This window comes from Streptomyces sp. PL-29 (assembly GCF_058344425.1).
In genome coordinates this window covers 3,050,173-3,073,774 of sequence record NZ_CP136996.1, presented here as the reverse complement: position 1 = coordinate 3,073,774, position 23,602 = coordinate 3,050,173, and the positions used below count along the sequence as shown (strand labels likewise).

Below are 23,602 nucleotides of genomic sequence, written 5' to 3'. Positions count from 1 at the left end.
GCCGCTGCCGCTCCGCCCGCCTTCCGCCGCCGGCCCGTCCGCCGTCCGCCGGGCGCGGATCAGTCCAAGGCCGCGAGCTGAGCCTTGAACCAGGCCGACGGGGGGAGGGCCGTCGCGGCGGAGGCCAGGCGCTCGGTGCGCTCCGCACGCTCCGCGTCCGGCAGGGACAGCGCCGCGTGCAGCGCCTCCGCCGTCGCCGACACGTCGTACGGGTTCACCGTCAGCGCGTCCTCGCGGAGCTCCTCGTAGGCCCCCGCGCCCGTGGACAGCACCACCGCGCACCCCGCCTCCGACACCACCGGGATCTCCTTCGCCACCAGGTTCATGCCGTCCCGCACCGGGTTCACCAGCGCCACGTCCGCCATCCGGTAGACCGCCAGCGACCGCGCGAAGTCGTCCTTCACCGACACCAGCACCGGCTGCCAGTCCTCCGTACCGAACTCCGTGTTGATCTCCGCCGCCAGCTCCGAGACGGCCGTCGTGTAGTCCCGGTACACCCTGAGGTCCTGCCGCGACGGGTACGCCGAGGCCAGGTGCACCACCCGGCCGCGCCATTCGGGGCGGACCGTCAGCAGCTCCCGGTAGGCCAGCAGGCCCCGCAGGATGTTCTTCGACAGCTCGGTCCGGTCCACCCGGGCGATGGTCCTGCGTCCCGCGACCTCCGCCCGCAGCTCCGCCAGCTTCGCGTCCACCTCCGGCCGGTGCGCCAGCGCCCGCAGCTCGTCCGCGTCCACGCCCAGCGGGAAGACGGCCACCCGCCGCTCGGCGTCCGCGTGCGCGGCGTCCGCGAAGGCGTCGGCCCAGACCCGGGTGTGGAAACCGACGACGTCCGCACCGAGCATCCCCCGCACCAGCTCCTCCCTGACGTCGGCCGGGAGCATGTCCAGGAACTCCCGCGAGGCCCACGGCGTGTGCGTGAAGTGCGCGATCCGCAGATCCGGTCGCAGTTCCCGCAACCGGCCCGGCACCAGCGCCAGGTGGTAGTCCTGGACCAGCACGCGGGCCCCCTGCGCCGCCTCCTCGGCGAGGGCGCGCGCGAAGGCCTCGTTGTACGCGACGTAACCACCCCAGCGGCGGCGGAACTCCGCGTCGAAGACCGGTTCGCGCGGCACGTCGTAGAGGTGGTGGTGGGTGAACCACAGCACCGAATTCGCGATGCCGTTGTACGCGTCGTCGTACACCGTGGGATCGATGTCCAGCATCCGGACGCCTGACTCGGCGACCCCCCGGCGGACCGCCTCCCGGTCCGGCTCCGACAACGCCGCGCAGATCCACAGCGCCCCCGGCTGCTCCGCGAGGGCCGCCGAGAGACCGGAGACGAGTCCGCCCCCGCCGCGCCGGGCGCTGAGCGTGCCGTCGTCGGAGAGGGCGTAGGAGAGCGGGCCGCGGTTGGCCGCGACGAGTACCTGAGAAGCCATGCGCCGAACCTAGCCCGGCCCGCGCTCGCTCAAACGTATGGACACGGTCACGCCACGTGGCGCCGGCCGTACTCCTTCACGCCCACCATCGGCGGCCGCTCCTCGGTGTCCACCGCGTACGTGCGGGGTACGAAGCCCTCCGGCCGCCGCTCGAACTGCGTCAGCTCCGGCCGTACGAGGTGGCCGCGGGAGAGCCGCACCTGGGCCGTGCGGTAGATCGCCGCGGCCATCCTGCCCAGCGCCTGTCCGTCCTGATGGCGGTGGAGTCGTACGCCGACGTCCACCTGGGCCAGCGCGTCCAGCCCGACCGTGTGCAGTGCGTCGACCAGCAGCCCCAGCTCGACGCCGTAGCCGACGGGGAAGGGAAGGCGCTCCAGCAGCGAGCGCCGCACGGCGTACTCGCCGCCCAGCGGCTGGACGAAGCCGGCCAGCTGCGGCCAGTGGAGGTTCAGCAGCGGGCGGGCGACCAGCTCGGTGACCCGCCCGCCCTGGCCCGGTGCCCTGCCGGCGGCGGGCCCGTCGCACTCCGTGCCGAACGGGCGGTCGTACATCGCCTTGACGAACTGCACGCCGGGGTCGGTCAGCAGCGGGCCGACGATTCCGGAGACGAAGGTGGCCGAGAACTCCCGCAGGTCGGCGTCCACGAAGCAGACGACGTCCCCGCTGGTGGCCAGCAGCGAGCGCCACAGCACCTCGCCCTTGCCGGGCAGTGCCGGGATCCTCGGCAGGATCTCGTCGCGGTGCACCACCCGGGCGCCGGCCTTCGCCGCGACCTCGGCGGTCCGGTCGGCCGAGCCGGAGTCGACCACGACCAGTTCGTCGACGAGCGGGAACGGCAGTCCCTCGATCAGCTCACGCCGGATGGCCTCGACGATCGCGCCGACCGTCGCCTCCTCGTCCAGCGCGGGTAGCACCACGCTGACCGTGGTCCCGGCCGCCCGTTTGAGGTCGAGCAACTGGTCGAGCGGTCGGTCGGCGGCGGACCAGGAGCGGTCGGCCAGCCAGCGCTCCACCTCTTCCAGCACTCTCAGCACTCCCTGCGTGTCGGTGTTATCAGCCGTTTTGTGATCCATCTCGCGGTTCGGACGGCTGTCTCAACCGCCCGCCCCTTCGGTTACAGTCTTGAACAACGCGAAGGACCACCGCATGCCGGGGTCCCCGCGGACAAACGCACCGGCGCGCCACAGAGCGCGTGTGCCGGTGCCATACCGCTCATCCAGAGGGGCAGAGGGATACGGCCCGTTGAAGCCCCGGCAACCCTCCAGTCGGTTCTCGCGATCGCGCGTCAGCGCTCGTCAGCGAGGTCCCCGGCTAGGGAAGGTGCCAATTCCGTCTCATGGCGAAATGCGCCATGGGGAAGATGAGGAGAAAGGGCCTCGCCATCATGGCTGCACAGACTGTCGCCACCTCTGTCGATCTCGGACCTGCCACCGGCCTTTCCTGTCGTGAGTGCGGTACCCGCTTCGCACTCGGTCCCATCTTCGCGTGCGCCGAGTGCTTCGGACCTCTGGAAGTCGCCTACGCGCTGCCGACCGGCGACCCCGAGGCCCTGCGCGCCGCGATCGAGGCCGGCCCGAACAACATCTGGCGCTACGCGCCGCTGCTGCCCGTCCCCGCCGACGTGGCCTCCAAGCCCAGCCTGAACCCCGGCTTCACCAAGCTGGTCGACGCGGCCAACCTGGCCAAGGAGTTGGGCGTCACCGGCAAGCTGTACGTCAAGGACGACTCCGGCAACCCGACGCACTCCTTCAAGGACCGCGTCGTGGCCATCGCCGTCGAGGCCGCCCGCGCCTTCGGCTTCACCACCCTGTCGTGTTCTTCCACCGGCAACCTGGCCGGCGCCGTCGGCGCCGCGGCCGCCCGGGCCGGCTTCCGCTCCTGCGTGTTCATCCCGCACGACCTGGAGCAGGGCAAGGTCGTCATGGCCGGTGTGTACGGCGGCGACCTGGTCGGCATCGAGGGCAACTACGACGACGTCAACCGCTTCTGCTCCGAGCTCATCGGCGACCCGCTGGGCGAGGGCTGGGGCTTCGTCAACGTCAACCTCCGCCCGTACTACGGCGAGGGCTCCAAGACCCTGGCGTATGAGATCTGCGAGCAGCTCGGCTGGCAGCTGCCCGACCAGATCGTCATCCCGATCGCGTCCGGCTCGCAGCTGACGAAGATCGACAAGGGGCTGCAGGAGCTCGTCAGGCTGGGCCTCGTCGAGGACAAGCCGTACAAGATCTTCGGCGCTCAGGCCGAGGGCTGCTCCCCGGTCTCGACCGCCTTCAAGGCCGGTCACGACGTGGTCCGCCCGCAGAAGCCGAACACCATCGCCAAGTCCCTCGCGATCGGCAACCCGGCCGACGGCCCGTACGTCCTGGACATCGCGCGCCGCACCGGCGGCTTCGTGGAGGACGTGACCGACGAGCAGGTCGTCGAGGCCATCAAGATCCTCGCGCAGACCGAGGGCATCTTCGCCGAGACCGCGGGCGGCGTGACCGTCGGCGTGACGAAGAAGCTCATCGAGAACGGGCAGCTGGACCCGGCGCTGACCACCGTTGTCCTCAACACCGGCGACGGCCTCAAGACCCTGGAGGCGGTGGCCGCGGACAGCGGGCAGACCGCCACCATCCGCCCCAGCCTGGACGCGTTCCGCGCCGCCGGCCTGGCCTGACCACCCTCCCTCGTACTACCGGAAAGGCAGTAGCGCCATGAGCGTCAACGTCCGCATCCCCACCATCCTGCGCACCTACACCGGCGGTCAGGCCGAGGTCCCGGCCGAGGGCGCGACCCTCGCCGAGGTCATCGAGTCCCTGGAGAAGAACCACCCGGGCATCGCCGCGCGCGTCCTGGACGACCAGGGCAAGCTCCGACGCTTCGTGAACGTCTACGTCAACGACGACGACGTGCGCTTCGAGGGCGGTCTGGCGGCGGTGACGCCGGACGGCGCCGGTGTGTCGATCATCCCGGCCGTCGCGGGCGGCTGCTGACCCTCCCGACAAACCGAAATTACCCCCTCCGCTAAAAGCGGAGGGGGTAATTCTGTTTGATTGGGCACGGTAGAGTTGGGGAAGTCCCCTCCGCTGGACTTGCCCGCTGCATATGAACGGGTCGCGTGAGGGTCGACATCGGGTCAATGTGCGGGCGCGGTATGGGGCTTTGGCGAGATATGTCTGGCCCGAGTTGCCCTGGAAGATGCCAAATTTTCACTCTATTTCAATGTTTCTCGGTGTCCAGATTTCTCGTCGGATTGACCTGTTGCAGACAGCACTCGCGCAGATACATTCAGCCTCGGTCGACGCGTTCCGACGCAAGTTCTGACCCGGGAACGCGAAGTGCGTTCCCGCGCAAGGGCCAGTAATAGGGGAGTTAGGCATGGCTCAGGGCACCGTCAAGTGGTTCAACGCGGAGAAGGGCTACGGCTTCATCGCGGTCGACGGTGGTGCGGATGTGTTCGTCCACTACAGCGCCATCCAGATGGACGGGTACCGCACCCTTGAAGAGGGTCAGCGGGTCGAGTTCGAGATCTCGCAGGGCCAGAAGGGTCCGCAGGCGGACATGGTCAAGCTCGCGCTCGGCTAGTCCCGGAGCATCGACCACCGACGCTCGGTCTTCCGTCGAAGACCCGGAAGACCTACGAGGGGCCCACATCCCGTGTCCGGGATGTGGGCCCCTCGCGTGTCCCCCGTGTGCCCGTGTTCTCCCCGGGGCCGCTTGCGCCCGCCTGTCACTCGACCGCCACCCCCGCATCGAGGCTTCTTCGAAGCCGCTTGCGCCCGCCCGTCACCCGACCGCCACCCCGCGCCGAGGCTTCTTCGAAGCCGCTTGCACTCTCGGGGGTCGAGTGCTAATCATTGGCGTTAGCACTCTACGAGTGAGAGTGCTACTGAAACGAGGACCGGGTCGGTGAGGCCCGCAGGGTCCGGTGGGAAGGAACCGCCGGGCATGCAGGCCGTCCGTCGCGGGCGCGGGCGCGGTCCTGGGAGCAATCCACCGCTGTCCGGGAGGACCACTTCAGATGGCCAAGATCATTGCGTTCGACGAGGAGGCCCGCCGCGGCCTCGAGCGTGGGATGAACCAGCTCGCCGACGCCGTCAAGGTCACCCTTGGCCCCAAGGGTCGCAACGTCGTCCTTGAGAAGAAGTGGGGCGCCCCCACGATCACCAACGATGGTGTTTCCATCGCCAAGGAGATCGAGCTCGAGGACCCGTACGAGAAGATCGGCGCCGAGCTGGTCAAGGAAGTCGCCAAGAAGACGGACGACGTCGCCGGCGACGGCACGACCACCGCCACCGTCCTGGCCCAGGCGCTCGTCCGCGAGGGCCTGCGCAACGTGGCCGCCGGCGCCAACCCGATGGCCCTCAAGCGTGGTATCGAGAAGGCCGTCGAGGCCGTCTCCGCCGCCCTGCTCGCCCAGGCCAAGGATGTCGAGACCAAGGAGCAGATCGCCTCCACGGCCTCCATCTCCGCCGCCGACACCCAGATCGGCGAGCTCATCGCCGAGGCCATGGACAAGGTCGGCAAGGAAGGCGTCATCACCGTCGAGGAGTCCCAGACCTTCGGTCTGGAGCTGGAGCTCACCGAGGGCATGCGCTTCGACAAGGGCTACATCTCGGCGTACTTCGCCACCGACATGGAGCGTATGGAGTCGGCTCTCGACGACCCGTACATCCTGATCGTCAACTCCAAGATCGGCTCGGTCAAGGACCTGCTGCCGCTCCTGGAGAAGGTCATGCAGTCCGGCAAGCCGCTGCTGATCATCGCCGAGGACGTCGAGGGCGAGGCCCTGTCGACCCTGGTCGTCAACAAGATCCGCGGCACCTTCAAGTCCGTCGCCGTCAAGGCCCCGGGCTTCGGCGACCGCCGCAAGGCCATGCTCGGTGACATCGCCATCCTCACGGGCGGCACGGTCATCTCCGAGGAGGTCGGCCTCAAGCTGGAGAACGCCGGTCTCGACCTGCTCGGCCGCGCCCGCAAGGTCGTCATCACCAAGGACGAGACCACCATCGTCGACGGTGCCGGTGACAGCGACCAGGTCGCCGGTCGTGTGAACCAGATCCGCGCCGAGATCGAGAACTCCGACTCGGACTACGACCGCGAGAAGCTCCAGGAGCGCCTCGCGAAGCTGGCCGGCGGCGTGGCCGTCATCAAGGCCGGTGCCGCGACCGAGGTCGAGCTCAAGGAGCGCAAGCACCGCATCGAGGACGCCGTTCGCAACGCGAAGGCGGCCGTCGAGGAGGGCATCGTCGCCGGTGGTGGCGTGGCCCTGCTGCAGGCCTCCGCGGTCTTCGAGAAGCTGGAGCTCGATGGTGACGAGGCGACCGGCGCCAACGCCGTGAAGCTCGCCCTGGAGGCCCCGCTGAAGCAGATCGCCGTCAACGGTGGTCTTGAGGGTGGCGTCGTCGTCGAGAAGGTGCGCAACCTTCCGATCGGTCACGGCCTGAACGCCGCGTCCGGCGAGTACGTCGACATGATCGCCGAGGGCATCATCGACCCGGCGAAGGTCACGCGCTCCGCGCTGCAGAACGCCGCGTCGATCGCCGCGCTGTTCCTGACCACCGAGGCCGTCATCGCCGACAAGCCGGAGAAGGCCGCTGCCGCTCCGGCCGGCATGCCGGGCGGTGACATGGACTTCTGATCGGCCTGCTGGTCGATCGGCTGTTCTCGAACGAGGGCGGCACCCCGACGGGGGTGCCGCCCTCGGGCGTTCCCGGCCGGGACAGTCGGGACGTGGTGTCGAGCGTGAGGTCGAACGGCGCGGGGATGCGCAGCGGCTCGCCGAAGGACACCGTCGTGCGGGCGCGGGCCCCGCCCGGCCCTGGGGGCGCTCCCCTTCGACCGGGTGGCTAAAACCGCTGGCCGGGGTGGGTGGGAGCGTGTGAACGTACGGCCATGGGGAACTCCGTCACACATCCCGTGCCGCACACCGCCGATCCCGCCGGGACGTACGCGAAGGTGCGCCGCCCGTCGGCACCGCCGCCCCGGCGCGACGGGCAGGGATGAGGACGGGGTGGGGAGTTCGCGGGCCTATCCCGTGTTCCGGACCGATGACCTCGGGGAGGCCCACCGCCGGGCCCGGCTGCTGTGCGCGCGGATGAGGCCGCTCGACCCGGAGATGTGGCTGTGCGCGCGGACGGAGACCGTCGCCGAGGCCCGGGGGATGGCGGCGCTGCTGCCGGCCGGCATGTTCGATCCGTCGGACTACTGGGCGGCGGCGGACACCTGGTACCTGGGTGCCGAACTGCCGGGCGACGACCGGGAACTGGCCGCGGCGCTGCCGTTGACGGTCGACGCGTACGCGGCTCCCGGCCCGGTGGAAGCGAAGTTCCTGCGGGTGTTGCGCGGCGGGGCGGCCACGATGCTGTGGCGGGGGGCCTGGCCGGAGGTGCCCGGAATACCGTCCGCGTGCGCCGACCCGACGAACCAGCGGGTGGAGCTGGACCTCAACGAGGCGCATCCCGACGGGCGGCACACGCTCTACGTGCACTTCCGGTCCGCCGACGAGGTGGGCGCCGCCCATCTCGCGGCCCTCGTCGGCGGGGCGGTGCTCGGTCCCGTTCAGGTGGGGCGCTGAGGGGCGGGCGGGTGATCCGGCCGGAGCCGTTCGGCATGCGGGCGGGCCCGGCCCCGGCCCCCCGGGGACGCATAGGCTGGGAGCATGGCTGACCTCTTCGTCAAGATCTGCGGGCTCAGGACCGCGCCGGACGTCGACGCCGCGGTGGCGGCCGGGGCCGACGCCGTCGGCTTCGTGTTCGCACCCGGCAGTCCCCGTACGGTCGACGCCGCCACCGCGCGCGAGCTGGCGGCCCGGGTGCCGGACACGGTGCTGACTGTCGGGGTGTTCCGCGGCCAGTCCGTCGAGGAGGTGCGCCGCTTCGCCGCGGAGAGCGGCGTACGGGGCGTGCAGCTGCACGGCGAGGAGGGCCCCGAGGACTTCGCGGCACTGCGCGCCGAGGGCCGCGTCCTGCTGCGGGCCACCGCGGGGCGCGTGCAGCGCTGCGGTGAGTACGGCGAGGACCTGCTGCTGCTCGACGCCCCCGATCCGGGCTCCGGCAAGCCGTGGAACTGGGGCTCGGCGGACTTCACCGCGCCCGAGGGGCGCTGGCTGCTGGCCGGCGGGCTGAACCCGGGCAACGTGCGCGAGGCGCTCGCGGCCACCGGGGCGTGGGGCGTGGACGTCTCCAGCGGGGTGGAGCGGGAACGCGGAGTGAAGTCGCCGGACCTGATCCGGGCCTTCGTCGGGGCAGCCCGCGGTTAGGGCCTGTCCGGCGGATCGCGGCCGGCGCCCCGGGTCGTGCGCGCACCGGCGGTGGCAACACCACCGGGTGTTGCCATCTCCCTCTGTGCCGCGGCGCATGGGATGCGGCGGACGGGGCACCCGGGCGGTGAGGACGATCCGTCGTTCAGGAGGTGGCAGCGGTGCGCCGTACGCAGGTGCTCGACGTCTTTCCCGCCGGTGATCCCTACGGCAGCCGGCCCGCCGAGGAGTGCGCGGCCCGCTGCCGGGAGCGCGGCCTGCGGGTGACCGTCGTCATGGACCTCGACCGGGACGCCTTCCTCGTCGTGTCACTCGATGCGGACGCGGACGGGGACGCGGACGGGGAGGCGCCGCGGAAGGCGGCGTGAGGCCCCTCGTCAGGAGGCCGCGCGTCAGGAGGCCGCGCGCCAGACCGTCATGTCGGCCCTGATCCAGCTGGGGTCCTTCGACAGGCCCGGGGCCGACTTGATGCCGATGACGAACAGCGCGATGTCACCCGAGGGGTGTTTGACGCAGACCTCGCTGCCGGCCGCCATGACGTGCAGCGTCAGACTGTTCTGCCGGGCGAACTCCAGCTCCTCGCGGCAGGTTTCGAGGTTTCCGGTGCCCGCTTTCCGGGGCATGGAGAACACGCTCGTGTCGCTCTCCATCGTGCAGCCGCTGGCCAGCCCGCACTTCATGCGGATGTCGCCCGTGCGGTCGCCGTCCTCGTGCTGGACGGGTTCGTCGAAGCTGATCGAGTTCTTCTCGTTCAGCTCCAGCCCCGGATAGGGGATCGGCCTGGGCGGCTGGGACGCGCTCGGCGTCGGAGTGGGCGTGGGGGCGGCGGCCCCGGTCGGCAGCGTCGGGCCGGACGACCTGGCCGCGGCCGCCTCGGGTTCGGCCGCCCGGTCCGTCACGTCCATGAGCTTCCAGCCCAGGCCTCCCAGGGTCAGCGCACCCGTCACCGCCGCCACGGCGGCGACCCGCGCGGTTCGCCGCCGCTTGAGCCCGGTGCCCCCCGTTGTCGGCACGGCCACCGCGGCCGGCGTCGCCGCGGATGAGGGCGGGACGGCTCCCGCCGGGGCCGCCGTCGCGTGTCCGGTGCCTCCCGAAGCCGAGCCCCCCGGGGCCGTTCCGCCCGGGGTGGCGCCTGCCGCGGCGGGCCGTGGGACCGGTGTCGGTATCTCCTCGTCCAGGCCGGCCACCTCCCGCCAGACGGCCGGGCCGCCGCCCGCGGCCTCCTCGCCCAGATACGCGCGGCACCAGGCCAGGATCTCCGCCGGGGTGGCCCGCTCCTCCGGTTCGGTGGCCAGGCACAGCGCGAACAGCGGACGCAGCGGCTCCGGCAGTCCGGTCAGGTCGGGCTTCGAGTGCACGATCCGGAACAGCACGGTCATGGACGGCCCGTCCCCGTACAACGGTTTGCCCAGCGCCGCGAACGCCGCGGTCTGCCCCAGCGCGAAGACGTCGGTGGCCGGTGTGGTCTCGCCCGCCAGCCCCTGCTCGGGGGCCATGTACTGGGGTGTGCCGATGGTGCTTCCCGTGGCGGTGGCCGTCAGGCCGGAGGCCTGCGAGATCCCGAAGTCGATGACCCGGGGCCCGTCGGCGGCCAGCAGCACGTTCGACGGCTTCAGATCCCGGTGCACGATGCCTGCACCGTGGACGGCCACGAGGGCTTCGGCCACGCCCGCCATCAGCCACACCACCGCGGCGTCCGGCAGCGGCCCGCGCCGGGCGACGGCCTCCGACAGGGAGGGACCGGGCACGTACACGGTGGCCAGCCAGGGCGGTGTCGCCCCGGGGTCGGCGTCGATCAGCTCGGCGGTGTACGCACCCCGGACCCGCCGGGCGGCCTCCACCTCCCGGCGGAAGCGCCGCCGGAAGGTCGGGTCCTCGGCCAGATCGGGATGGACCACCTTGATCGCGACGGGGCGGCCGCCCCGGGTGTGCGACAGGTAGACACGGCCCATGCCGCCCGACCCGAGCCGCGCGGCGAGCCGGTAGCCGCCGACGGTCTGCGGATCGTCGGCCCGCAGCGGCTGGAACACATCGGTCGCACTGTTCATCGGTCTCCCCCCGCCCCCCCCGGTGACCAACCGGTGGGTTGATCCACGCAACCCTAAGCGCCGGGCGGGTGCGCGAGGGTGCCGGGGAGCCGTCCGCCGCGGCCGCCTTCCGGTCAGCCGGCCGCGCCGGACGGGGACACGCCGCCGTCCTCCCAGACGGACTCCACCCCCGGAAAGCCGCGCAGGGCGGCGACCTGGCCGGGGTTGAGCCGGGCGGCGAAGCCGCGCAGCGCGGTGCGGTAGACGTGGTCGGGGGAGGCCCCGACCATCCGGGCCACCGCCGCCGGATCGACGTCTTGGCGCACGGTGACGATGTACGGGGCTTCGTCGGCGGGGGCCGCACGGGCCACGGGCCCGGCCGGCGCGGCGGCAGCCGCGGCCACGGGCAGGGCGGTGGCGGCGGCCAGCGCGGCGGCGGCCGCGGCCACGTGCAGGGCTCGGCCCGCTCGGCTCAGGAGGATGCGCATGGGGCGAGGCCATCACGGGCCGCGGTGCCGGTCAACGAAGCCCGGGGGTGTGGCGGGCGCACGGCCGGCGCACCGGCCGTGCGCCCCCTGGGGTGGCGGCGGACCGTACGGGTGATCTCGGCGGTCCGGCCGTCGGACGCACCGGCCTCGACCGAGGACCCGGCGGCAGCAGCGGTCAACCCTTTCTGCAACCGGTCCACGCGCCGTGGTGACGGTCCGGCGGGCCGATCGGCCGGGTGGGGGCAGCGGTTCAAGCCGCGCCGGACCACCGCCCGATGCATGGAGTGGCCGCTCCCGCGGAGGTGTTCGACGCCGCGGGCGCGGCTCACCCATGCCGCTTCCACCCCACACCCCGCAAGGGAGCCCGTTTCATGCGCCTGCTCGCTCGCCTCGCCACCGCCGCCCTGCTCGCCGTCCCCCCGGTGGCGGCCGGCGCCGCACGTCACCGGCGTGGCCGCCCTCTACAAGGCGGCGCACCCCAACGCCCGCCCGGCCGAGGTGGCGAACTTCCTGAGGAACGAGGCCACCGAGGACGTCATCCAGAACCTCAGTGACAACGGCCCCGACAAGCTGCTCTTCACCGGCGGCCTGTGACCGGTCAGCACTGACCGGTCCGCGCTGACCGGGACCCGCTGACTGCCCCCGGCGGCGCGGCCGGTTAGGCTCGCGGCCGGGGGGATCATGAACAACAGCACACGCCAGGGCGCGCGTTGGATGCCGCGCGCCCTGTTCGTCGCCGGCACGGCCGTCGCCGCCGTGACCGTCCTGTACCTGCTCCTGCTGGGGCATCTGGCCTTCGTCGACTGGTCCCGCGGCCGCGGTCTGCTGCTCCTCGTCACCCCGGCCCTGGGGGTCCTCGGGTACGTGCTGCTGGCGCGCGGGCGCGGCGGCTCCCGGGGCGCGGCGGTCCGCTGGCTGGCGGCGGCCGTTGCGTTGGCCGCGCTGTGGCCGGCCTGGCAGGGGTACGTGTGGATGCGCGGACCGCAGGCGTACGCATGGACCTGGTGGCAGTCGGAGAACCCGGAGTCGGCGCGCCCCGTCGGCGCCTGGGAGCTCCCCTCGGCGGGGTTCGTACGCGCCCGCACGGACCGACTGGTCCTCTTCAACGGCGAAGGTCGCCGGGCCGGCGGGCGCGCGGCCCCGGAGGGCACGGTCTTCTGTGCCCTGAGCCGGACCACCGCGCACGACGTCGGACTCGTCGCGGCCGCGCGGACCCCGGGCGGCTGCGGCACCCGGGTCTCGGCCGTGGACCTGCGGCAGCAGGAAGAGCTGTGGTCCAAGGACCTTCCGGCGGCCCCGCCCGCCGCCGGGGACGCACCGCCCGTGGCGGTCGTGGACACCACGGCCGTCGTCGTGGCGGACGGCGCCCTCCTCGGCCTGGACCTGCGCGGCGGCGGGGAACGCTGGCGGACACCGGTACCGGCGGGCTGCCGGGCCCGCGCGCTCGACGGCGCCGCCGACCGGGTCCTGTACGTCGAGGACTGCCCGGCCGCCGGCACGGCACGGCTGACGTCCCTGGACGCCCGGACCGGCACGTCGGCCTGGCAGACCCCGCTGCGGGCCGGCCCGGCGGCGGAGCTGCGGCTGCTGTCGGCGCGCCCGATCGCGCTGCGCGCGGGGGACGCGGTACGGCTGTTCGACGACGCCGGGCGCGAGCGCGGTGCCGTGCCCGTGGTGGGCCCCGGGGAGGACCTCCTCGCGGAACCGGGCCCGCTGGTCAGCGGCGGACTGCTGGTGCTCCCGGTGAAGGGCCGGGTCCCGGGGGTTTCGGCGTACTCCCTGCTGGACGGCAGCCGCGTGTGGCACGCCGGGCTCGACGGGGCGACGGTCCTCGGCCTTGCGCAGGGCCGCGCCCCGGGCGGGGTCGACGTGGTGACGTCGACCGCCGCGCGGACCCACCTGTGGCACCTGGACGGCGCCACGGGCCGGACCGGGGCCCGGCCCACGATCCTGCGGGACGTCCCGCTGGGCCGCCGGTTCGAGATCTACCCGACGGGCGTCGAGGGCTACACCTTCGTGAACCTGGACCCGGGGGGCGAACTGCCGTCGTACGTGGCCCTGAAGCGGGTCACAGGCTGGTGATGAACGCCTTCCAGGCGGGGCCGTTGAAGGTGAGGTGAGGGCCGTCCGGCACCTTCGAGTCCCGGACGGGCACGAGGTCGTGCTGCCCGTCGGCGACCTCGACGCAGTTGCCGCCGTCCCCGGCGCTGTGGGTGGACTTCCGCCAGGTGGCCATCTCCAGGCAGTCGCCACCGCTTCCGCCGCTGTAGCTCGACTTGTGCCAGGTGGCCGCCGAAAGGTCGTACTCAGGCGTACTGATCATGTTCGTAATCCTCCGCCACCGACTCGATCAGGGCCAGTGACTTGCGTGGTGACAGCGCGCTGGCCGTGAGTAGATCGTAGGTCAGGGCATGGTGCGTGACCGTGGCTGGATCATCGAACAACTGGCCCATGCCGATGCCTTGAACGTAGGCGAGAGCGGGCGCTTCCTCGAAGGACATCAGCTTCAGAGAGCCCTCCATGGCGGCGTGCGGGCCAGCCCTGAACGGGAGCACCTGCACGATGATCCTGTGCGACCGGATCAGGCCCGCAACGTGCCGCAAGGCCTCGCCAAGCACCGCCTTGTTCTCTCCGACTCGTCGGAGAACCGTCTCGTCGAGGACGCACCACAACAGTGGGGTGGTTGGATCACGCAGCAGCGCGGCACGCGCAAGGCGGTTTTCGACGAGCTCGTCGATGACGGACTTCGCCCGACTCGGCCTGACTCATCCCGGCCCGCTCGCGCGCCACGCGCAGTTCGGCGCCGAGCAGGGCGCGGGGTGAGGAGGAGGGATCGAGGTTCTTGCCTGCCATGGCAACTCCCGGGCCAACAGGTGGGGTTGTTCTCGGTGCTTCCTTGAAAGGCTAGCCAGCCCGTCGCCACGCTGTGTGCAGAACCAGACCACTCAGCGTAGAAAGGCGCAGTACATGGTGCTCACGCCCACGGAACGGATCCAGGCGGCCGAGGAGGCCGTGCGGGAACTGAAGGAGGCCCTCGACGGGGTCGGCGTCGTCTTTCCCTCCCTGGGCGTGGAACGTGTCTCGGCGGCCGGTACGTACGGGCTCCCGCTGGTCGACCTGGGCCGCTGCAACCTGGACACCGCGCTCCGGCTGGCCGCCGTGCTCCACGAGCGGGCCCATCCGTGAGCGAGCGCGACCGGGATCGGGAGTGGTGCGAAGCCGCCCTGGAGGGCTTCTTCGAGGTGGCGGTGAGCTGGGAGTTCGAGTTGGCCTGGAAGCTGTGCTGGCTGGAGAAGGACTTCACCGACGCCGGCTGGAAGGGCGGGCCGCCGGAGCCTGCGCCGCGGGACGGGCGCGGGCTGCTCGGAGCGGCCGACCGGGGGCCGCACGCCGACCGGTCGGCTGACGACCCGGCCCGCCCGGCGGTGGGACGGCCTACAGATTGATCAGACTCGTATGCCTGGAGGCTCCCATGTCGCGCGCCATGGTGGACCTGGATGACGCACTCCTTGCTGAAGCGGCGGAGATCCTGGGCACGACGACGAAGCGAGCGACGATCAACGGGGGCGTTGGCCGAGTTCGTGGCCGCCGCCCGGCGGCGGCGCTTCGTGGAGCTGATGGATGAAGGCGTCTTCGACGACCTGCGCGACCCGGACGTGACGCGGGGTGCGTGGCCGTGACCAAGTACCTGGTCGACGAGGGTGCGTGGGCCCGGATGCATCTGCCGGCGGTCCGGCATCGGCTGATACCGCTTCTGGAGCGGGGCCTTCTCGTGACGCGCACCAGTGTGGCCCTCGGGACTCTGTACAGCCCGCGCAACGCGAAGGATCACGCACGCGGCCGATCCGTACGCCGAGGCTTCGACTGGCTTCCGCTCACCGACGAGATCGGCGAACGTGCCATCGAGGTGCAGGGTCTTCTCGCCCAGAGTGGTGATCGCCTGCGTGCGTCGCTCGCCGACCTGTTGATCGCTGCGACAGCAGAGCGCCATGGGGTGGTGGTCCTCCGCCACGACGCCGACTACGACGGCATCGCCAAGGTGACGGGCCAGCCCGTGGAGTGGGTGGTGGAACAGGGGTCCGTCCCGTAGCCCGGGGCCGGGGCCGGGGCCGGGCGCGGCCCCGGGCTACGGGTGCTACGGGGCGGTGTCCGTGCTCAGGCGGGCGTGGAGGTGCTGGTCGTGCCAGCCGTCCGCGTGGAGGAGGGCGCCGCGCAGGGTGCCTTCCAGGGGGAAACCGGCCTTCGTCGCGACGGCGCAGGAGGCCGGGTTGGCCACGGAGTGGGTGATGCGCACGCGGTGCAGGCCGAGGTCCTCGAAGGCCCAGCGGGCCAGCCGGTCGGCGGCCCGCACCGTGGCGCCGGATCCCCGCCCGGCGGGCAGCAGCCAGTAGAGGATCTCGCCGCTGCCGCCCGCCAGGTCGATGTCGGCCAGGCCGATCAGGCCGACGGCCCGGCCGCCTTCGGGGGCGATCGCCCAGGTCCCGGCCTTCTCCGCCTGCCAGCGCTCGTGCCACAGGGCGATCCGGGCCTCGGCCCCGGCCAGGTCCAGCCGGCTCGGGCGGTTCCAGTGCCGGATGTCCGGGTCGCCGTGGGCCGCGACGAGCGTGGGGGCGTCGTGCGGGGTCCAGGGGCGCAGCAGCATCCCGCCGGGCAGGGCGAGCTCCGGCTGGGCGAGGTCGCGCAGGCGCCCGGCGGGGACCACGGGAGGTATGGAGTCGATCATCGTCCGATCATCCCCGCTGCCTCCCGGAAACGCAGCCGTAGCAGAACGCGGCTGCGAAGAGGGGCGGGGCGGCCGGGGCGCGCTCCGCCCGCCAGTGGCCGGTGTGGTGACCGCGACGCGGCAGGTCTCGGCGGTCGCCGCACTACTGGGGCTTGGCCAGGGCGGGGGCCGTCGCCGGGGCGGCGGGGTCGGCGGGGGTGGCCGGGCCGGTCGGGGCCGGGGAGGCCGGGGTCGGGTCCGGGTCGGTGTTCAGGTCGGCCAGCATCCGGCCGGTGAGGCCGAAGAAGTAGGTGGCGGCGAAGCCCACGACGTAGCCGGTCAGCAGGCCGCCCGCGTAGATCGCGACCGTGACGACCGGGTTCGCGGAACCGTCCAGCAGCGGGAAGAGCGCCCAGCCGGAGGGGCCGATGGCGGTGGACCCGAAGGCGATGCCCAGCTGGCTGAAGAGGCCGACGAAGGCGCCGCCGGCCGCGCCGCCGACGCAGGCGGTGACGAAAGGTCGCCCGAGCGGCAGGGAGACACCGTAGATCAGCGGTTCGCCGACGCCCAGGAAGCCCGCGGGGAGGGCCGACCTGATGGTGGCGCGCAGCGAGCCGTTGCGGGGGAGCCGGCAGTGGACCGCGAGGGCCGCGCCGACCTGGCCCGCACCCGCCATGGCGAGGATCGGCAGTAGGACGGTGTGGCCGGACTGCTCGATGAGCGTGGTGTGGATCGGGATCAGGGCCTGGTGCAGGCCGAGCATCACGAGCGGGAGGAACAGCCCGCCCAGCACCAGCCCCGCGAACGCGCCGCCGGCCGAGAGCAGCCGGTCGGCGAAGGTGCCGATGGCGGCGGACGCCTCACCGGCGAGGAACATCAGGCCGAAGAGGGTGGCCAGGCCGGCGACGAGGACGGTGAGGGTGGGGGTGACCAGGACGTCCAGGGTCTCGGGAACCAGCCGCCGACAGCGCTTCTCGACGTACACGGCGAGCAGGGCGGCGGCGAGCGCGCCCAGGACGCCGCCTTGGCCGGGCCTGAGCTCCGTGCCGAAGGCGGTGATCTTCGCGACGCCGGGGAAGACGATGACGGCGGCGACCGCGCCGCCCAGGATCGGGGTGCCGCCGAACTCCTTGGCGGTGTTGTATCCGACGAACACCGCGATCAGCGACATGAAGCCGGACGCCAGGGCGGTGAGCGCGGGGACCACGCCGGGCAGCCAACCCAGGTTCATGAGGAGGCCGTTGAGTCCGGCGATGATTCCGCAGCCGATGAGGGCCGGGATCAGCGGCACGAAGATGTTCGCGATCCGGCGGAGCATCAGCTTGACGGGGGTGGCGTTGCGCGCCTTCCTGGCCTCCTTCAGGGCCGCTCCCCGGGCGGCCAGCTCGCCCGCGGTGACCGGGTGGGGATCGGCCGGGGCTGGGGGCGCCGCCGAGGGGCCCTGCTCGACCAGGGCCTCGAACTCCGGGGTGACGCGGGCGACGGCTCCCGGGCCGAGGACGATCTGGTAGGTGTCGTCCTCGACCACCCCGAGGACCGCCGGGAGGGCCCGGAGGGCCTCGTCCCGGACGAGGGAGCGGTCGCGCAACGCGATGCGCAGGCGGGTCATGCAGTGCGCGATCGAGGTGACGTTGTCCGGGCCGCCGACGAGGGGCAGGATCGCGGCTGCCGTGGCGCGGTTCTTGTCGGCGGGCTCGGTGGGCTCGGTGGGCTCAGTGGGCATGTGGTGGTCGCCTTGCCGTAGGGGGTGGGGTCAGCGGGTCCGGGTACGGGCGAGCGCCGCGCGGAGGTGGCCGTGGGAGGCGGCGAGAAGTTCGGCGGCGGCGGGGCCGTCGACCTCGCCGAGGACGACGAGGACGGCGTTCTTGACCTCGCCGCCGGTGGCGGCGAGCGCGGCCTCGATCGTCTCGTCGGACGCGCCGGTGGCCAGGGCCACGATGCGGTGGGCGCGGGCGCGCAGCTTCTCGTTGGAGGAGCGCATGTCGACCATGAGGTTCCCGTAGGTCTTGCCCAGCCGGATCATGGTGATGGTCGAGATGAGGTTGAGGACGAGTTTCTGCGCGGTGCCCGCCTTGAGCCGGGTGGAGCCGGTGAGCAGCTCGGGGCCGACGACCACTTCGATGCCGTGGTCGGCTGCGGCGGCGAGCGCGGAGCCGGTGTTGCAGGAGAGGCCGACGGTGAGCGCGCCGCGGGCGCGGGCGGCCTCGACGGCGCCGATCGCGTACGGGGTGCGGCCGGAGGCGGAGATGCCGATGACGGTGTCGTCGGGGCCGATGCGCAGTCCGGCCAGGTCGTCGGCGGCCAGCTGCGGGGAGTCCTCGGCGCCCTCGACCGCCTTGACCATGGCGGAGGGGCCGCCCGCGATCAGGCCGACGACGTCGGCCGGGTCGGTGTTGAAGGTGGGCGGGCACTCGCTGGCGTCCAGGACGCCCATCCGGCCGGCCGTGCCGGCGCCGGCGTAGACGAGACGGCCGCCGCGGGCCATCCGCTCGGCGATCGCGTCGATGGCCGCGGCGATCCGCGGCAGCTGTGCGGCGACGGCGGCCGGGACGGTCGCGTCCTCGGCGTTCATGGTGCGGGCGATGTCGAGGGTGGACAGCCGGTCGATTTCGGCGAGTTCGGGACGGAAGGCCTCGGTGGTCAGTGTCTCCAGCTGGGCACGGACCTCGGAGTGTGCGGTCATGGCGGTGGCCTCCGGGCGGTTCGGCGGTTCGGTGGGGACGGCCCGTGCGGGGGCGCCGGGCGCGCGGGCGGCGGTTTCGGGCGCGGGCACCGGGGTGGGACACGGCGGCGCGGACGCGGGCCCCGCGCGGGAGCCGGCTGCCCGCCGGGTGCGCGCCCGCACGGCCGGGGCTTCGCGGCCCGGGGCCTGGGGCCCGGCGGAGGTCCCTCTCGGCTCCCTCGTCACGCTCGAAAGCTATTTTCCGGCGGGGTGGCGGTCAATCCGCCATTGGGCCCACGGCAGGAGGCCCTTCTTCGCCGGCACCCGGCAGGTCCACAATGGCTGCATGGACCATACGACCCCCCTGGAACAGGCGCTGCACGTCGCCCGCGCACTCGTGCTCGCCGATCTCGCCGCAGGTGAGGTCGCCGATGCCGATGTCGTCTCCCTCGTCGAGGACTCGGTCACGCACCGCCGTTGGTGGGTGGAGCAGTGGCCGGAGGGGGCCGACTACCTTCCGGGGCTCGTCGCCCAGGACGTACAGGACTCGCTGCTGGAGAAGTACGGGCGCTGGCCGCTGTGCCCGGTCTGCACCCACGGCGATCCGCACGCCCTGGACGTGGAGCCGGAGCTGGGACCCGACCCGCACTGGGTGTGCTCGGAGGCGGGTGTGAGGGTGGCCGCGGTCGGCGGCCTCGGTCCCGTCCTCGGCCTCAGGTGAGCCGCCGGTGACCGTCTACATCGACCCGCCGACCTGGCCGGGCCACGGCCGCATGTGGTCCCACCTGGTCAGCGACGTCTCCTACGAGGAGTTGCACGCCTTCGCGGCGGGTATCGGCTGCCCGCCGCGGGCCTTCGAGCGGGACCACTACGACGTGCCCTCGCACCGCTACGCCGACGCGGTCGGGGCGGGAGCCGTCGAGATCGGCAGCAAGGAACTCGTCCGCCGCCTCACCGCGGCCGGTCTGCGCCGTCCGAAGGGCCGCCCGGCTGCCCGGCCCGCGCAGGCCGACCGGGCCGACCGGGCCGACCGGGGGAGCGCGGCGGCCGACGGCGGACGCGCGGCGCCGGGCCGGGGCGGGAGTGCCGGTGACGGCGCGGCGCCCGGTGGCGGTCGCCGGTGAGCCGAGCCCGTCGCCGTCGATCCGCAGGCCGGCCCCACCTCGGGAGATGTCGCCCCCGCGCACCGCGCCGGTGATCGCGTCGTCGAGCCGCCCGACGGCCACCGCGTTGGGTCGGCCCGGGGAGGATCGCCCCACGCACGTCCGCGAGCGCCCGGCCGGGTTCCGAGCCGAGCTTCCCGTCCCGGAATCCGGGATCCGGGGCGGGCGGTGACCGGAACCGGAGCCCGTGCGCCGGGACGCCGGTGGCGGGGACGGTCCCGGAATCCAAGGAACACGGGGAAAGGACCCCACCAAGCCCCACCGGACCCCGCTGTGCCCCACCGATCCCCGGTCCTCCCGCCCGTGGCGCACTCTCACTCGCTTGAGTGAAAAAGGCCAACTCGGCTGGCTTTGGGGCGGGTTGCCTGATCTACGCTCAGCGCGACAGAGCACATCACCGCTGACATGCGTCGGCCCCCGCCGGGAGTGCGAATCCCAGTGCGGGGGCCTGACCACCGAGGAAGACAGCCTTCCCGATGGATACCCAGAACATTAGCGCGCGCCCGCACGCGCAGTCCCGTAACGGCCGGGAAAACCACCCTTCCCGGGGCACCCGCGCGAACACCCGATCCGGCGGCGTCATCCACGACAACTCCCGCCACACCAGCCGCTTCACAGTGATCGGCAACCACCTCGCGCAGCATGCCGAGCTGTCGCTGCTGGCCATCGGCCTGGCCGTGCACATCCAGTCCCTGCCCGGCGGTGCGCCCATCGACATCAGGACCCTCGCGGCCCGGTTCCCCGAGGGCAAGACCCGGATCGCCGCGGCCCTGCGCGAACTGGAGGCCCACGGCTATCTGCGCCGCACCTGCGAACGCACCGGCAACGGCCGCGTCGTCACCCGCACGGTCTCCTGCAACCAGCCGGGCCGGTCCGCCGCCGCTGCCGCGGACGGGCCGAAGCCGGAGCCGAAGCCGCGGGCCCGGCGCCCCGCCCGCCAGGAGGGCGAGCCGCCGCGCCGCGCCCTCCCCGCCGTGCCGCAGCCCGCGTACCGGGCTCCCGATCTCCTCCGGTCCGCCGTCGAGGTCCTGGCCGGACTGCGCCGCGGTGATCCCCGGCTGTTGCTCTCCACCACGGACGTCGAGCACCTCGCGCCCGGAGTTGCGGCCTGGCTGGAGCGCGACCTGCCGCCCAGCGCCGTGCACCACGCCCTGACGGCCGACCTGCCGTCAGAGCCCCTGTACCGCCCGGCCGCCCTCCTGGCCCACCGGCTCGCCGCCCAGCTCCCGCCCGTGCCGCCGTTCCGCGCCCCGGTCGCGCCCCTGGTCGTCAGACACCCCCTGCAGAACTGCGACGCCTGCGACCACGCCTTCCGCGCGGCCGAACCCGGCCGCTGCCGTGACTGCCGGACCGCACCGCCCGGGGCTCACCCCTCCGGGTGAACCGCCGCCGAATCGTCCCGTTCCGCACGCACCGCGCCCTAGGTTCGGCCCCGGAACCCGGGACCTGGCGCTGGCCACCCTGTCCGCGATTACCCACGCCACGCATCCCGACATCGGGGCCATACTCAAAGCGGTGACCAACGTCCTGCGGGACACCCCCGCAGCCCTCGCCAACCCGATCATCGAATTCATCGCGCAAGGCATGGGTAAGCACCCAGCCGCAGCACTCTGGAGGAAACTGGTGGCCGTGGACCTCTCTTTCTACACGTCGCCCCTTTCCGAGGAACTCCGTGACGAGGGCCGCGCCGAGGGTGAGGCGCGGCGTGCGGCCGAGGACGTGCTGGCCGTTCTCGGGGAACGGGGCCTGCAGGTTTCGGGGGCGGCCCGCGAGCGCATCGTCGGCTGCCGTGACGTCGCGACCCTGGGGCGCTGGCTGCGGCGTGCGGTGACCGCGCCCTCGGCCGATGCGATCTTCGGCGACGGGTAGCGGCCTGCGTCAGGTGTGGGCGGGGGCCTCGACGGGGGCGGCGGCGCTCCCGGCGACCACGCGGGTCGCTTGCGGCGGCGTACGGCGGTCCAGGCGCAGGGCGAGGACGGTGAGGGCGATGGCGGTCACGGTCATGGCGGCGCCCGCCCAGGCGGTCGCGGAGAAGCCCAGGCCGGCGTCGATGACGGTGCCGCCGAGCCACGGGCCGCCGGTGTTGCCCAGGTTGAAGGCGGCCGTGGTGGTCGCCCCGGCCAGGGTCGGGGCGGCGCCGGCCACGTTGAACATGCGGGCGTTGAGCGCCGGGGCGGTGAAGAAGGCCGACACGCCGAGCAGGAAGGACAGCGCGATCGCGGCCACCGCGGCCGACGCCAGCAGGGCGAGCAGCGTCAGGAAGGCGGTGGACGCGGTGATGCCCCAGATCATCACGCCGAACAAGTGCGCATCGGCGACCCGGCCGCCGATGGTGGTGCCGACCAGCGCACCGGTCCCGAACAGGGCGAGGATCCATGGGACCCACTTCGAGTCCAGCCCGGCCACGTCCGTGAGCAGCGGCGACAGATAGCTGAAGGCGCAGAAGACGCCGCCCGCGGCCAGTGCGGTGATGCCGACGGCGAGCCACACCTGGCGGTCGCCGTAGATGCGCAGCTCGCGGCGGAGCCGGGGCTTCTCGGTGGGCGGCGGGATGCGGGGGACCAGCGCCAGGATGCCGGCGAGGGCGACGGCTGAGGCCGCGCCGACCGACCAGAACGCGGAGCGCCAGCCGAGGTGCTCGCCGAGGAAGGCGCCGGCCGGGACGCCGAGGACGTTGGCGATGGACAGGCCGCCGATCATCACGGCCATCGCGCGGGCCCGCTGGTCCCTGTCGACCATGGCGATGGCGACAGCCGCGCCGACGGCCCAGAAGCCGGCGCAGGCGAGGGCCGCGACCACGCGGGAGGCGAAGAGGAGCTGGTAGGACGGGGCCAGCGCGCCTGCGACCTGCCCGAGGCCGAAGAGGCTGATGAGGGCGATGAGGGTGGTGCGGCGGGGCAGGCGCAGGGTGGCCACGGCCAGCAGGGGCGCGCCGACGACCATGCCGATGGCGAAGGCGGATATGAGCAGACCCGCCTGCGGGATGCTCACGCCCATGTCGTCGGCAATCGGCGGCAGCAGACCGGAGAGCATGAATTCGCTGGTGCCGAGCGCGAAGACGGACAGTCCCAGGACGTAGACGGCGACGGGCATGCGGGGGCGGGCGGCATCTGCGGGCATGACTGTCACCAACCCGTGCGAACGGGATCAAATTCCCCCCCCGGTGTGTCAGTCGTGTGAACCCCCGGCGGTCAGGGCGGCCAGCTCGGCGGCCAGGTTCGCGCGGGCCGGCGCCTCCCAGTGCGCCGCACCGTGGGGCGTGCGGAAGAGCCGGGGCAGGTCCAGGAGCTGGCGCAGGACGTCGGCCCGGCCGGTGCGGAAGGCGTCGTCGGGGACGAAGCCGTACTCGTGGCGGACGGCGGCGGCGTAGGCGGCGTACGCCTGCGGGCTGCCGGCCAGGACGGCCAGGTCGGCGTCGCAGAGCACCTCGCCGTCGGTGTCGCCGGGGGCGGGATCGTGGGTGACGGTGAGCCGGACCAGGCGGGCCACCTCGGCGGTGCGCGCGGCGTCGATGCCGAGCTCGGGGAGGGCGCGCTCGGCGAGGGCGGCGCTGCGCTCTTCGTTCTCGGAGCGGTCCGGGCGGTAGACGGCGTCGTGGAACCAGGCGGCGAGCCGGACGGCCGCGAGGTCGGCGGCGTGCGGCGCCAGTATGTCGATGTGCGCGAGTACGGCGGCCAGGTGCGCAGTGGTGTGATAGCGGCGCTGCGGCTCCGCCCACGCGCTGAGCAGGCGGTCGGCGTAGGGGGTCGGATCGAGGTCGGCAGGGGCGCCGGCCTGGGCGACGGTGGCCCGCCAGCGGGCGCGGAGGGCCGTGGTGTCGGTGCTCGGAATGCCTGTGTCCATGCGCACATTGTGGGGGTGGCGTGATTGCGCTGGTGGAGCGCGGCCGGAGACCCGTA

Annotated in this window: 26 protein-coding genes, 2 pseudogenes and 1 riboswitch; of the genes and pseudogenes, 17 read left to right on the top strand and 11 right to left on the bottom strand. The window is 73.0% G+C overall.

Annotated elements, in window-relative coordinates:
- Positions 1 to 59 precede the first annotated feature (59 nt).
- Positions 60 to 1,418 carry an alpha,alpha-trehalose-phosphate synthase (UDP-forming) gene (locus R4Z63_RS13950; protein ID WP_384447841.1) on the bottom strand — a complete coding sequence of 453 codons (1,359 nt, stop codon included), beginning with the start codon at positions 1,416 to 1,418 and terminating at the stop codon, positions 60 to 62.
- 47 nt (positions 1,419 to 1,465) lie between these two features.
- On the bottom strand, positions 1,466 to 2,443 hold the full coding sequence (locus tag R4Z63_RS13945) for a glucosyl-3-phosphoglycerate synthase (protein WP_384447838.1): 978 nt from the start codon (positions 2,441 to 2,443) through the stop codon (positions 1,466 to 1,468).
- Positions 2,444 to 2,627: 184 nt separating this feature from the next.
- A riboswitch (SAM riboswitch) is annotated at positions 2,628 to 2,785 on the top strand.
- Between R4Z63_RS13945 and thrC the strand changes: the two genes are divergently transcribed.
- The 7 genes from thrC (at position 2,779) to R4Z63_RS13910 (ending at position 9,029) form a co-directional block, all read left to right on the top strand.
- Complete coding sequence (gene thrC / locus R4Z63_RS13940; protein WP_384447835.1) at positions 2,779 to 4,077, top strand: threonine synthase; 1,299 nt, start codon at positions 2,779 to 2,781, stop codon at positions 4,075 to 4,077. (Overlaps the previous riboswitch by 7 nt.)
- Before the next feature lie 37 nt (positions 4,078 to 4,114).
- Complete coding sequence (locus R4Z63_RS13935; protein WP_030854668.1) at positions 4,115 to 4,393, top strand: MoaD/ThiS family protein; 279 nt, start codon at positions 4,115 to 4,117, stop codon at positions 4,391 to 4,393.
- 385 nt (positions 4,394 to 4,778) lie between these two features.
- Complete coding sequence (locus R4Z63_RS13930) at positions 4,779 to 4,985, top strand: cold-shock protein (RefSeq protein WP_030009783.1); 207 nt, start codon at positions 4,779 to 4,781, stop codon at positions 4,983 to 4,985.
- 436 nt (positions 4,986 to 5,421) lie between these two features.
- The gene (groL, locus tag R4Z63_RS13925; RefSeq protein ID WP_037924737.1) at positions 5,422 to 7,041 is read left to right on the top strand and encodes a chaperonin GroEL; all 1,620 of its coding nucleotides are present in this window, start codon (positions 5,422 to 5,424) and stop codon (positions 7,039 to 7,041) included.
- A gap of 372 nt (positions 7,042 to 7,413) precedes the next feature.
- The gene (locus R4Z63_RS13920) at positions 7,414 to 7,977 is read left to right on the top strand and encodes a hypothetical protein (RefSeq protein ID WP_384584685.1); all 564 of its coding nucleotides are present in this window, start codon (positions 7,414 to 7,416) and stop codon (positions 7,975 to 7,977) included.
- Positions 7,978 to 8,061: 84 nt separating this feature from the next.
- Complete coding sequence (locus tag R4Z63_RS13915) at positions 8,062 to 8,661, top strand: phosphoribosylanthranilate isomerase (RefSeq protein WP_037924740.1); 600 nt, start codon at positions 8,062 to 8,064, stop codon at positions 8,659 to 8,661.
- Between the two features lie 161 nt (positions 8,662 to 8,822).
- Complete coding sequence (locus tag R4Z63_RS13910) at positions 8,823 to 9,029, top strand: DUF8839 family protein (RefSeq protein ID WP_037924742.1); 207 nt, start codon at positions 8,823 to 8,825, stop codon at positions 9,027 to 9,029.
- Positions 9,030 to 9,053: 24 nt separating this feature from the next.
- Here R4Z63_RS13910 and R4Z63_RS13905 read toward each other — a convergent pair whose 3' ends face one another.
- Together R4Z63_RS13905 and R4Z63_RS13900 are read right to left on the bottom strand one after the other, a co-directional pair.
- Positions 9,054 to 10,709, bottom strand: a complete 1,656-nt coding sequence (locus tag R4Z63_RS13905) for a serine/threonine-protein kinase (RefSeq protein ID WP_384447826.1) — start codon at positions 10,707 to 10,709, stop codon at positions 9,054 to 9,056.
- A 113-nt stretch (positions 10,710 to 10,822) separates the two neighbouring features.
- Positions 10,823 to 11,176 (bottom strand): protease inhibitor I9 family protein, encoded by a 354-nt coding sequence (locus R4Z63_RS13900; RefSeq protein ID WP_384447823.1) that lies wholly within the window; start codon positions 11,174 to 11,176, stop codon positions 10,823 to 10,825.
- Between the two features lie 450 nt (positions 11,177 to 11,626).
- Between R4Z63_RS13900 and R4Z63_RS13895 the strand changes: the two genes are divergently transcribed.
- Complete coding sequence (locus R4Z63_RS13895; RefSeq protein ID WP_384447821.1) at positions 11,627 to 11,770, top strand: hypothetical protein; 144 nt, start codon at positions 11,627 to 11,629, stop codon at positions 11,768 to 11,770.
- A gap of 87 nt (positions 11,771 to 11,857) precedes the next feature.
- Complete coding sequence (locus tag R4Z63_RS13890; protein WP_384447818.1) at positions 11,858 to 13,258, top strand: outer membrane protein assembly factor BamB family protein; 1,401 nt, start codon at positions 11,858 to 11,860, stop codon at positions 13,256 to 13,258.
- Here the strand turns inward: R4Z63_RS13890 and R4Z63_RS13885 are convergent.
- Both R4Z63_RS13885 and R4Z63_RS13880 read right to left on the bottom strand, forming a co-directional pair.
- Positions 13,245 to 13,499, bottom strand: a complete 255-nt coding sequence (locus tag R4Z63_RS13885; RefSeq protein ID WP_384447815.1) for a DUF397 domain-containing protein — start codon at positions 13,497 to 13,499, stop codon at positions 13,245 to 13,247. The two genes, R4Z63_RS13890 and R4Z63_RS13885, sit on opposite strands and share 14 nt — an antisense overlap.
- On the bottom strand, positions 13,483 to 13,872 hold the full coding sequence (locus tag R4Z63_RS13880) for a Scr1 family TA system antitoxin-like transcriptional regulator (protein WP_384447897.1): 390 nt from the start codon (positions 13,870 to 13,872) through the stop codon (positions 13,483 to 13,485). The genes R4Z63_RS13885 and R4Z63_RS13880 overlap by 17 nt, the downstream gene beginning before the upstream one ends.
- Before the next feature lie 271 nt (positions 13,873 to 14,143).
- Between R4Z63_RS13880 and R4Z63_RS13875 the strand changes: the two genes are divergently transcribed.
- From R4Z63_RS13875 to R4Z63_RS13860, 4 genes and pseudogenes are all read left to right on the top strand, one after another.
- Positions 14,144 to 14,362: a hypothetical protein gene (locus R4Z63_RS13875; protein ID WP_030854634.1), complete on the top strand. Its 219-nt coding sequence runs from the start codon at positions 14,144 to 14,146 to the stop codon at positions 14,360 to 14,362.
- A complete protein-coding gene (locus R4Z63_RS13870; RefSeq protein ID WP_384447812.1) occupies positions 14,359 to 14,622 on the top strand; it encodes a hypothetical protein in 264 nt (87 codons plus the stop codon). The genes R4Z63_RS13875 and R4Z63_RS13870 overlap by 4 nt, the downstream gene beginning before the upstream one ends.
- A gap of 26 nt (positions 14,623 to 14,648) precedes the next feature.
- Positions 14,649 to 14,705, top strand: a pseudogene (locus R4Z63_RS13865) (type II toxin-antitoxin system VapB family antitoxin); the annotation flags it as partial.
- 147 nt (positions 14,706 to 14,852) lie between these two features.
- Positions 14,853 to 15,266 carry a PIN domain nuclease gene (locus R4Z63_RS13860; protein WP_384447809.1) on the top strand — a complete coding sequence of 138 codons (414 nt, stop codon included), beginning with the start codon at positions 14,853 to 14,855 and terminating at the stop codon, positions 15,264 to 15,266.
- Positions 15,267 to 15,311: 45 nt separating this feature from the next.
- Here R4Z63_RS13860 and R4Z63_RS13855 read toward each other — a convergent pair whose 3' ends face one another.
- From R4Z63_RS13855 to murQ, 3 genes are all read right to left on the bottom strand, one after another.
- The gene (locus R4Z63_RS13855; protein WP_384447806.1) at positions 15,312 to 15,899 is read right to left on the bottom strand and encodes a GNAT family N-acetyltransferase; all 588 of its coding nucleotides are present in this window, start codon (positions 15,897 to 15,899) and stop codon (positions 15,312 to 15,314) included.
- Positions 15,900 to 16,041: 142 nt separating this feature from the next.
- The gene (locus tag R4Z63_RS13850; RefSeq protein ID WP_384447803.1) at positions 16,042 to 17,601 is read right to left on the bottom strand and encodes a PTS transporter subunit EIIC; all 1,560 of its coding nucleotides are present in this window, start codon (positions 17,599 to 17,601) and stop codon (positions 16,042 to 16,044) included.
- Between the two features lie 30 nt (positions 17,602 to 17,631).
- Positions 17,632 to 18,561, bottom strand: coding sequence for an N-acetylmuramic acid 6-phosphate etherase (gene murQ, locus R4Z63_RS13845; RefSeq protein ID WP_384447800.1), 930 nt, complete (start codon positions 18,559 to 18,561; stop codon positions 17,632 to 17,634).
- A gap of 325 nt (positions 18,562 to 18,886) precedes the next feature.
- Here murQ and R4Z63_RS13840 point away from each other — a divergent pair, with 325 nt between their 5' ends.
- The 4 genes and pseudogenes from R4Z63_RS13840 to R4Z63_RS13825 all read left to right on the top strand — a co-directional run bounded on the left by R4Z63_RS13840 (position 18,887) and on the right by R4Z63_RS13825 (position 21,572).
- Positions 18,887 to 19,261: a DUF8819 family protein gene (locus R4Z63_RS13840; RefSeq protein ID WP_031158194.1), complete on the top strand. Its 375-nt coding sequence runs from the start codon at positions 18,887 to 18,889 to the stop codon at positions 19,259 to 19,261.
- Between the two features lie 7 nt (positions 19,262 to 19,268).
- Positions 19,269 to 19,532, top strand: a pseudogene (locus R4Z63_RS13835) (DUF4031 domain-containing protein); the annotation flags it as partial.
- A 647-nt stretch (positions 19,533 to 20,179) separates the two neighbouring features.
- Positions 20,180 to 21,085: a helix-turn-helix domain-containing protein gene (locus R4Z63_RS13830; protein ID WP_384447796.1), complete on the top strand. Its 906-nt coding sequence runs from the start codon at positions 20,180 to 20,182 to the stop codon at positions 21,083 to 21,085.
- A gap of 133 nt (positions 21,086 to 21,218) precedes the next feature.
- Complete coding sequence (locus R4Z63_RS13825) at positions 21,219 to 21,572, top strand: hypothetical protein (RefSeq protein ID WP_384447793.1); 354 nt, start codon at positions 21,219 to 21,221, stop codon at positions 21,570 to 21,572.
- A gap of 9 nt (positions 21,573 to 21,581) precedes the next feature.
- On the opposite strand, the gene R4Z63_RS13820 is transcribed toward R4Z63_RS13825, so the two are convergent.
- Positions 21,582 to 22,796: a Cmx/CmrA family chloramphenicol efflux MFS transporter gene (locus R4Z63_RS13820; protein WP_384447895.1), complete on the bottom strand. Its 1,215-nt coding sequence runs from the start codon at positions 22,794 to 22,796 to the stop codon at positions 21,582 to 21,584.
- 75 nt (positions 22,797 to 22,871) lie between these two features.
- A complete protein-coding gene (locus R4Z63_RS13815; protein WP_384447790.1) occupies positions 22,872 to 23,546 on the bottom strand; it encodes an HD domain-containing protein in 675 nt (224 codons plus the stop codon).
- Between the last annotated feature and the right edge of the window lie 56 nt (positions 23,547 to 23,602).

Excerpts from the sequence above, each read along its gene's own strand:
- R4Z63_RS13850 (WP_384447803.1), bottom strand. The coding sequence starts at position 17,601 with ATGCCCACTGAGCCCACCGAGCCCACCGAGCCCGCCGACAAGAACCGC.
- R4Z63_RS13915 (WP_037924740.1), top strand. The coding sequence starts at position 8,062 with ATGGCTGACCTCTTCGTCAAGATCTGCGGGCTCAGGACCGCGCCGGAC.
- R4Z63_RS13820 (WP_384447895.1), bottom strand. The coding sequence starts at position 22,796 with ATGCCCGTCGCCGTCTACGTCCTGGGACTGTCCGTCTTCGCGCTCGGC.
- groL (WP_037924737.1), top strand. The coding sequence starts at position 5,422 with ATGGCCAAGATCATTGCGTTCGACGAGGAGGCCCGCCGCGGCCTCGAG.
- R4Z63_RS13900 (WP_384447823.1), bottom strand. The coding sequence starts at position 11,176 with ATGCGCATCCTCCTGAGCCGAGCGGGCCGAGCCCTGCACGTGGCCGCG.
- R4Z63_RS13930 (WP_030009783.1), top strand. The coding sequence starts at position 4,779 with ATGGCTCAGGGCACCGTCAAGTGGTTCAACGCGGAGAAGGGCTACGGC.
- R4Z63_RS13890 (WP_384447818.1), top strand. The coding sequence starts at position 11,858 with ATGAACAACAGCACACGCCAGGGCGCGCGTTGGATGCCGCGCGCCCTG.
- R4Z63_RS13815 (WP_384447790.1), bottom strand. The coding sequence starts at position 23,546 with ATGGACACAGGCATTCCGAGCACCGACACCACGGCCCTCCGCGCCCGC.
- R4Z63_RS13885 (WP_384447815.1), bottom strand. The coding sequence starts at position 13,499 with ATGATCAGTACGCCTGAGTACGACCTTTCGGCGGCCACCTGGCACAAG.
- R4Z63_RS13935 (WP_030854668.1), top strand. The coding sequence starts at position 4,115 with ATGAGCGTCAACGTCCGCATCCCCACCATCCTGCGCACCTACACCGGC.
- R4Z63_RS13905 (WP_384447826.1), bottom strand. The coding sequence starts at position 10,709 with ATGAACAGTGCGACCGATGTGTTCCAGCCGCTGCGGGCCGACGATCCG.
- murQ (WP_384447800.1), bottom strand. The coding sequence starts at position 18,561 with ATGACCGCACACTCCGAGGTCCGTGCCCAGCTGGAGACACTGACCACC.
- R4Z63_RS13830 (WP_384447796.1), top strand. The coding sequence starts at position 20,180 with ATGGATACCCAGAACATTAGCGCGCGCCCGCACGCGCAGTCCCGTAAC.
- thrC (WP_384447835.1), top strand. The coding sequence starts at position 2,779 with ATGAGGAGAAAGGGCCTCGCCATCATGGCTGCACAGACTGTCGCCACC.
- R4Z63_RS13855 (WP_384447806.1), bottom strand. The coding sequence starts at position 15,899 with ATGATCGACTCCATACCTCCCGTGGTCCCCGCCGGGCGCCTGCGCGAC.
- R4Z63_RS13875 (WP_030854634.1), top strand. The coding sequence starts at position 14,144 with ATGGTGCTCACGCCCACGGAACGGATCCAGGCGGCCGAGGAGGCCGTG.
- R4Z63_RS13950 (WP_384447841.1), bottom strand. The coding sequence starts at position 1,418 with ATGGCTTCTCAGGTACTCGTCGCGGCCAACCGCGGCCCGCTCTCCTAC.
- R4Z63_RS13840 (WP_031158194.1), top strand. The coding sequence starts at position 18,887 with ATGGACCATACGACCCCCCTGGAACAGGCGCTGCACGTCGCCCGCGCA.